This window comes from Arsenophonus nasoniae DSM 15247 (assembly GCF_000429565.1).
Taxonomy (GTDB): domain Bacteria; phylum Pseudomonadota; class Gammaproteobacteria; order Enterobacterales; family Enterobacteriaceae; genus Arsenophonus; species Arsenophonus nasoniae.
On record NZ_AUCC01000118.1, the window covers coordinates 1 to 6,477 of the forward strand.

Consider the following 6,477-nt stretch of genomic DNA (forward strand, 5'->3'; position numbering starts at 1 on the left):
TGAGTTGACCGCTGAGTTGGTCGAGTTAACCGTGAGTTGACCGCTGAGTTGGCCTAATTATCAAAAATAAATATTATTTATCAAATAAATATGCATATTGAGTTGACCGAGTTGGGCTAAATAGCAAAAAAATACACGAAATAAATTAATTGATTAAAATATAATCAATATGTATATATATCAACCAAATAGTATATTATTTGAGCAATTAATTAACCTAGGAAGTAAGTAGGCTATGTTTTGGGTGTTACGCCCGTTACACCCTAATTTTTTACGTTAATAAATAGTTAAATTAATAAATAAAAATAAACAATCAAAACAAATCCTAGCCAAGAGAAAAATCCTCTTTCAAAAACCAATCAAACAACCGGAAAAAGAAAACTCTTCTTTTCCTTGGCTAGCTATTACCCGAATAAACAAAAAAGGAAAAAATACCAATGAAGGGATGCAAAAATTCCCAGTCGATAAAAATCTTTAACGGTGAAACTGTGTCAAAAATTTCTTATGGAAAAACGGTAGGGTATTTAAATGCCGCTAAAAGACGTCAAGAACGGCGCAAAATAGAAGCTATTCGTCATCAACTTTTGAAGTCTTATTCACCAACTTATCATAATGCTATGGAAAGTTTAATAAATGCTAAGACGTTAAGGCTGTATGCACGGAGGGCATCGTGATAGTTGAGTTACCTTTCCCACCAAGCGTTAATACTTATTGGTTACGCCTGAAAAGTCACATTTGTTTGAGTCCTGAGGCTAGAGCCTTCAAAGGAGAAGCAGTGAATATCATCAAAGCTGCTCAAGAGAAATACGGTACACAACTATTTGACGGTGATGTCATTGTGAAAATGAGTCTCTATCTTCCCGATAAAAGGCAGCGAGATGTCGATAATTATTCGAAAGGCGTTTTAGATGCGCTGACGGATGCAGGAGTGTGGAATGACGATAGTCAAGTGCGTCAACTGGATGTGAAAAAAATAGACAACAACGGAGGAAGGAAAGGCGGCAAGTGTGTTGTTGAAGTTGATAGGTACATCGATGAGCAAGCAGAAAAGGATCATTATGTTTGAAAAATACTCAACACCAAGTGCTTACCTGTGCGGAGTTTTATCAACTGGCTTTGGCTTTCTCACGCTTGATGAGTGGTTAGCAGTGACAGGCATTCTCAGCACGATAGGGACATTTTTTATCAACTTGTACTACAAACGCAAAGAACACAAACTCAAAAATGAACATTGAACTTAGAAAACGGTTGATGCTAGCCAGTGCAGGAGGAATCGTCGCGCTATCAAGCGTATTGATTCAGTGGCACGAAGGCTTGAGATATCGTCCGTACAAAGACGGTGGAGGCGTACTAACTGTGTGTTACGGTCATACAGGAAAAGATGTCATAGCTGGAAAACGTTATACCGAAGAAGAATGCCAAAAATTGCTAGATGCCGATTTGCGAAATGCAATTGATACGGTTGAGAGCAGTGTGAAAGTTCCCTTAAGTACAATACAGAAGGCAGCGTTAGCCTCTTTCGTCTACAACGTTGGTAATACAGCATTTGCAAATTCAACGCTTCTCAAAAAACTCAACGCTGGAGATATTCAGGGTGTTTGTAATGAAATGCACCGCTGGAAATATACCGATGGAAAAGTATCAAAAGGCTTGATTAATCGACGCAAAGTCGAACAAGAACTCTGTCAAAACAAAATCCAATAAATCCAAAGGAAAAATAATTATGCAATACGATAATATCGTAGAACTTCCTATATCCAAAAAAGCTAATTCCAGCATCATTAATGTACCGTTTCACGGTGATGATCTCTATGTTGTGAATCACATTGGTGAAGCATACACCCCTATGAAACCTATCGTTGAGGGAATGGGTTTAGCTTGGCAATCTCAATTTGAAAAATTAAAACAGCGATTTAAATCAACCATCACGGAAATCGTGATAGTTGCCGGAGATGGTAAAGAACGGAATATGATTTGTCTTCCTCTTCGTAAATTGGCTGGTTGGTTGCAATCAATTAACCCAAACAAGGTTAATCCTAAAATCCGCAATAAGGTTATCCGCTATCAAGAAGAATGTGATGATGTTCTCTACGACTACTGGACAAAAGGAATCGCTGTTAATCCTCGCGCTCAAAAAGAAGAGCGAAGCATCATGCACGAACTCAACGCTGCTTGTGCCGAACTCAAAAGTGACAAGGCTATTGCTAGCTTGTTTGGTACGGGATTAAGCGAGTGGAAGAAAATAAAGGCAACTCACAAGAAGAAGATATCGAAGTTGGTTAATGAAGCTCAATTGTTACTTGATGTTTAATGAATATCTAGATTTTTGGAGGCTTGCAGTGAAAAACTATATCGGATTCGTTGAAAAAAATGTTGTAAGTGAGTTGCTTAAAAGCGGATATGATCCGTATGTTGCAAAGATGAGTGCATACAAAGCAACGGAACACTACAAGCGATCTAGTTCCGCTAGCGCAAAAGGAAAACTATTTGCAGACTGTTTGACTATCGGTGAGAACTGGGCGAAAAAGATGCAACCAAAAATACGGTAATGCGATGAGAAGTAATCTAATAACTATTATTCTTGCGCTTCTCATATCAATGTTAGGAGCGATGTTCTACTACCGCAGTCAATATCACCAGCTTTATAAGCAAGCAGAAGAACGGCAAGCGGTGATCTACCGATTAAGCCAACGAATACAAGCAGTATCCGCTCTAGATGCTAAACACACCGAGGAACTAAGTAATGCTCAAGCTGAAATTGATAAGCTGCATGATGCTGTTCGTACTGGCAATAAGCGGTTGCGTGTCAAAGCAGTGTGTCATGAATCCACCGCCACCACCGCCAAGAGCCGACATGATGAAGCCACCACACAACTTAGCGAAGCAGCTAGACAAGATTATTTCCGTCTCAGAACGATGATAGTTGAGAATGAGAAGCAGACGGAATATCTACAGAAGTACATCAAGGTTCTCAATGCAAAGCAAACCAAATAAACCAAATAAACCAAATAAAGCTAAGCTCAAGATGTTCACTAGTGCTGTGCCTATGTTTGAAGCTAGACCAGCAGTGAAAGCCTTCACGGTGGCCTCAAGGCGTATAACAGGCGTGACATTGCAGCGTAGGCGATTGGATGTTTGGTCAAAAAATCCAGTATGCAATCACTGCCAGTTATTTGTTTCTTATCCGAGTGGATTTGAGTTAGATCATATCATCCCTCTTTGGCAAGGCGGACAGGATGTAGAGAGCAATTGCCAGATTCTTTGCGTTGAGTGTCACAAGAAGAAGACTGTTGAAGACCGTTGAATAGGGTCACTAAAGGTATGCAATTAATATCTACCTCAAAATCACTCAAAAACGACGGGGGGATGGTTAATTTTTATTTATTTATCAATGACTTAAACCTCATCGCCTCTCACGCGCAGAAAATCCGATAACTTTTTTTTGGGGATTTTTAGCATGCTTTTAATAAAATATTAAATTAAATCAATAAGTTACATTTTTGTGGGTATATATTCTCAATTTACCAAGTAACCCTATTTCATCTACCAATGAGCGAAAAATGACCACCAAGAGAAAAAAAGATTTTGCAGCGTCTCTCAAAAACGGAGCTTCGCAAGCAGAAGCAGCAAGACAAGCGGGGTATACCGAAAAGTATGCAAAGCAAATTGGCTCAAGACTAGCCAAGGACGAAGAAGTACTAGAATTGCTCAACTCTTTAGAAAAAAAAGTCTACGAAGACCCTAAAGATTTTTTAATTGACTTGCTGAATGGAGCTGAAGTGTCACTTTCAATGAAATTTGAAGCAGCAAAAATACTCATGCCATATATGCACCCTAAACTTGGTTCTATTGGCGAAAGAGTCATCGAGGAAGATGAAGAAGACATTTACCCTGTTTTCCCATCTCCAAAACTAAATTAAAGGAACATCATAATGCAACATGATGCGTTGTTGACATCATGCGTTGATTGGAAAGAAAGAATCGTAGGTAATAAATCGATTATTCCTTATTCGTCTTTATACGAAAAACAAGCAAAATCCGCCCTTGCGATTTTCAATGACTTGATAGTCGTCGATGCGTTGAGTAGTCCTAGATTGGGTGATATATCCAAACCTTGGGTACAAGACTTCGCCTCAGCTATCTTTGGCTCCTACAATACTCAAACGGGACAGCGATTAATTAAAGAAGTGATGTTATTGATTAGCAAAAAAAACGGCAAATCCACTATTGCTGGCTTATTGATGCTCACATTATTGATTACGAACTGGCGAAAAGCAGCAGAATTTTTGATATTGTCACCAACGAAGGAAATTGCAGACAATAGTTTTACTCCAATCCAAAACGCAATCAATGCCGATAAAAAATTATCCAAGATTTTTCACGTACAATCACACATTAGAACAATTACCGATACCCGAACTAAAGCAAAACTCAAAATCGTAGCAGCGAACTCAGAGACTGTAGGCGGAAAGAAAGCAGTTGCCGTTTTAGTTGATGAGCTTTGGTTGTTTGGTAAGAAAGCCAATGCAGAAAATATCTTGCGTGAGGCTACCGGAGGCTTAGCCTCCTTCCAAGAAGGTATAGTGATTTATTTGAGCACGCAAGCCGATGAAGCCCCGTCTGGCATCTTCAAAAAACAGCTAAATCGAGCGAGAAATATTCGTGACGGGAAAATCGTAGACAACTCTTTTCTTCCTGTATTGTACGAATTTCCAGAAGAAATGATTGAACGTGAAGAACATCTCAAGCCAGAAAATTTCTATATTTCCAATCCCAATCTAGGAGCCTCAGTCATACCGGAATTTCTAGAAAGGGAACTCAAGAAAGCGACTGAAAACGGCGAAGAATCCTTACAGAACTTTCTATCAAAGCACTTGAATGTAGAAATTGGCCTTAATCTTCGGTCAGATCGTTGGATTGGGGCGGATTTCTGGAAACAGCAAGAAGATAGTTCTCTCTCTTTGGCTAGGATTATTGAGCGAAGCGAAGTAATAGAGATTGGCATCGACGGAGGAGGATTAGATGATTTGCTAGGCTTAACTGTGCTAGGAAGGGAAAAGGGCACACTCAATTGGCTATCTTGGTCACGTGCGTGGGCGCATAAAATTGTATTGGAGCGCAGGAAAAGTATAGCTAGCAAGTTAAATGACTTTGCTGATGATCTCATCATCGTAAATGAAATTGGTGAAGACATACAAGAAATCGGTGAAATTGTTTCAAAGATACAGGACTCAAAGCTCCTAGATAAAATCGGTGTCGATCCGGCGCAAATTAGCGCGATATTATGCGAGTTAATAGCAGCTGGCATACCGCAAGATATGATTGTTGGAATAAGTCAGGGATGGCGACTAGGTGGCGCTATTTCCGCAGCAGAAAGAAAACTTGCAGACGGCACTTTGTTTCATGCAAAACAACCTATGATGGACTGGTGTATTGGAAATGCACGAATAGAGCAAAGAGCCAACTCAATCATGATCACAAAACAGGCAAGTGGACATGCTAAAATAGATCCTCTGATGGCGCTATTCAATGCTGTTCACTTACTCGCAGCGAATCCAGCAGCGAAAAATACAGAGCCTTGCTCAATCATGTTTTGGGATAGTCCTTTTTCAAGTTGAGGCATTATTCAACTGCAACAACTCATCATCCGACGATTGTTTTTTATTTTTTTCTTCAAAGTGGAAATGCAGCGCAACAACTTTACGACCTTGTTTAACTAAATCGATAGAAACATTGATATCACTTTTTGCGTTAATTTCTTTAAGTGATGGTTTAATTACTGCTCTATTTAAGATTTTAAAATCGCTATACTTATCATCCAATCCAAGCATTGAACGAAAGTCATCAATTTTTATTACTCGATCACCTATAGCTTTAAACTGCATTAATAACTCATAAACGCGAATACTATAAGTACTTTTCAATTTTGATACGTTTTTAACAACTATCTTTGTAAATTGATCATGAAGCTGGGTTAAATAAGGTATGATGTAATCAGAAAAGCTAATCTCAATTTTGCCTTCCCCTGTAAAATATTTTGCTTTGCGTTGAATCCAGCGGATCTCTTCTTTGTTGTCTTTCCAATAAATTCGTATCCAGCGTTCTGCTAGCCTATCTATTGCTTCTTGTAATCGTCTTTCAGCATGCTTGCGACCCATATCAGGGAATGACATATAAAATTCATTAGCGGTAATTTGAAAAGTTCTCTCTGGATTTTCTGCTATTGGATTAATTTTCCCTATACACATAAGTAGCAGCCTTTGTTCTTGTAAAGTAAGTTTATAACTTGCTTCTATAAGCGAATTAGATTTATACGCTACTAATTTTTGAGTCATGAGATCTAATCCATAACGATGAAATAAAATATTTTAAGTCTACTACAAATTGATAGTTAACTCTTTTTTTTTTATTTCACCTTTATCAGTGGATATTACCGCCAAAATGTTCACCTATTACCGCCAAAATGTTCACCTATTA

General features: G+C 38.6%; 11 protein-coding genes. 10 read left to right on the forward strand and 1 reads right to left on the reverse strand.

The annotated features are described in order from the left end of the window. The first annotated feature begins 437 nt into the window (after window positions 1-437). From G468_RS0115510 to G468_RS21415, 10 genes are all read left to right on the forward strand, one after another. Window positions 438-674 (forward strand): hypothetical protein, encoded by a 237-nt coding sequence (locus G468_RS0115510; protein ID WP_026823842.1) that lies wholly within the window; start codon window positions 438-440, stop codon window positions 672-674. Then, on the forward strand, window positions 671-1,066 hold the full coding sequence (locus G468_RS21410; protein WP_051297150.1) for a RusA family crossover junction endodeoxyribonuclease: 396 nt from the start codon (window positions 671-673) through the stop codon (window positions 1,064-1,066). Before G468_RS0115510 ends, G468_RS21410 begins: the two co-directional genes overlap by 4 nt. Beyond that, complete coding sequence (locus tag G468_RS0115520; RefSeq protein ID WP_338078184.1) at window positions 1,059-1,235, forward strand: phage holin family protein; 177 nt, start codon at window positions 1,059-1,061, stop codon at window positions 1,233-1,235. Before G468_RS21410 ends, G468_RS0115520 begins: the two co-directional genes overlap by 8 nt. Continuing rightward, on the forward strand, window positions 1,225-1,704 hold the full coding sequence (locus G468_RS0115525) for a lysozyme (RefSeq protein ID WP_026823844.1): 480 nt from the start codon (window positions 1,225-1,227) through the stop codon (window positions 1,702-1,704). The genes G468_RS0115520 and G468_RS0115525 overlap by 11 nt, the downstream gene beginning before the upstream one ends. 19 nt (window positions 1,705-1,723) lie before the next feature. Next, window positions 1,724-2,311 carry a phage antirepressor N-terminal domain-containing protein gene (locus tag G468_RS0115530; RefSeq protein ID WP_051297151.1) on the forward strand — a complete coding sequence of 196 codons (588 nt, stop codon included), beginning with the start codon at window positions 1,724-1,726 and terminating at the stop codon, window positions 2,309-2,311. Window positions 2,312-2,339: 28 nt separating this feature from the next. Continuing rightward, window positions 2,340-2,549, forward strand: a complete 210-nt coding sequence (locus tag G468_RS0115535) for a hypothetical protein (protein ID WP_026823846.1) — start codon at window positions 2,340-2,342, stop codon at window positions 2,547-2,549. 4 nt (window positions 2,550-2,553) lie between these two features. Next, a complete protein-coding gene (locus tag G468_RS0115540; RefSeq protein WP_026823847.1) occupies window positions 2,554-2,994 on the forward strand; it encodes a lysis protein in 441 nt (146 codons plus the stop codon). 31 nt (window positions 2,995-3,025) lie between these two features. Then, window positions 3,026-3,304: an HNH endonuclease gene (locus tag G468_RS0115545; protein WP_034250178.1), complete on the forward strand. Its 279-nt coding sequence runs from the start codon at window positions 3,026-3,028 to the stop codon at window positions 3,302-3,304. A gap of 256 nt (window positions 3,305-3,560) precedes the next feature. Beyond that, on the forward strand, window positions 3,561-3,920 hold the full coding sequence (locus G468_RS0115550) for a terminase small subunit (protein ID WP_026823849.1): 360 nt from the start codon (window positions 3,561-3,563) through the stop codon (window positions 3,918-3,920). Window positions 3,921-3,932: 12 nt separating this feature from the next. Then, on the forward strand, window positions 3,933-5,618 hold the full coding sequence (locus tag G468_RS21415; RefSeq protein ID WP_051297153.1) for a terminase large subunit: 1,686 nt from the start codon (window positions 3,933-3,935) through the stop codon (window positions 5,616-5,618). Here G468_RS21415 and G468_RS21420 read toward each other — a convergent pair. Next, the gene (locus tag G468_RS21420) at window positions 5,610-6,335 is read right to left on the reverse strand and encodes a replication initiation protein (RefSeq protein WP_051297154.1); all 726 of its coding nucleotides are present in this window, start codon (window positions 6,333-6,335) and stop codon (window positions 5,610-5,612) included. The genes G468_RS21415 and G468_RS21420 overlap by 9 nt on opposite strands. Between the last annotated feature and the right edge of the window lie 142 nt (window positions 6,336-6,477).

Bases quoted from the DNA above. Each gene is read 5' to 3' on its own strand.
- G468_RS0115520 (WP_338078184.1), top strand. From the start codon at position 1,059: ATGTTTGAAAAATACTCAACACCAAGTGCTTACCTGTGCGGAGTTTTA.
- G468_RS0115540 (WP_026823847.1), top strand. From the start codon at position 2,554: ATGAGAAGTAATCTAATAACTATTATTCTTGCGCTTCTCATATCAATG.
- G468_RS0115530 (WP_051297151.1), top strand. From the start codon at position 1,724: ATGCAATACGATAATATCGTAGAACTTCCTATATCCAAAAAAGCTAAT.
- G468_RS0115510 (WP_026823842.1), top strand. From the start codon at position 438: ATGAAGGGATGCAAAAATTCCCAGTCGATAAAAATCTTTAACGGTGAA.
- G468_RS0115550 (WP_026823849.1), top strand. From the start codon at position 3,561: ATGACCACCAAGAGAAAAAAAGATTTTGCAGCGTCTCTCAAAAACGGA.
- G468_RS0115525 (WP_026823844.1), top strand. From the start codon at position 1,225: ATGAACATTGAACTTAGAAAACGGTTGATGCTAGCCAGTGCAGGAGGA.
- G468_RS0115545 (WP_034250178.1), top strand. From the start codon at position 3,026: ATGTTCACTAGTGCTGTGCCTATGTTTGAAGCTAGACCAGCAGTGAAA.
- G468_RS21415 (WP_051297153.1), top strand. From the start codon at position 3,933: ATGCAACATGATGCGTTGTTGACATCATGCGTTGATTGGAAAGAAAGA.
- G468_RS21420 (WP_051297154.1), bottom strand. From the start codon at position 6,335: ATGACTCAAAAATTAGTAGCGTATAAATCTAATTCGCTTATAGAAGCA.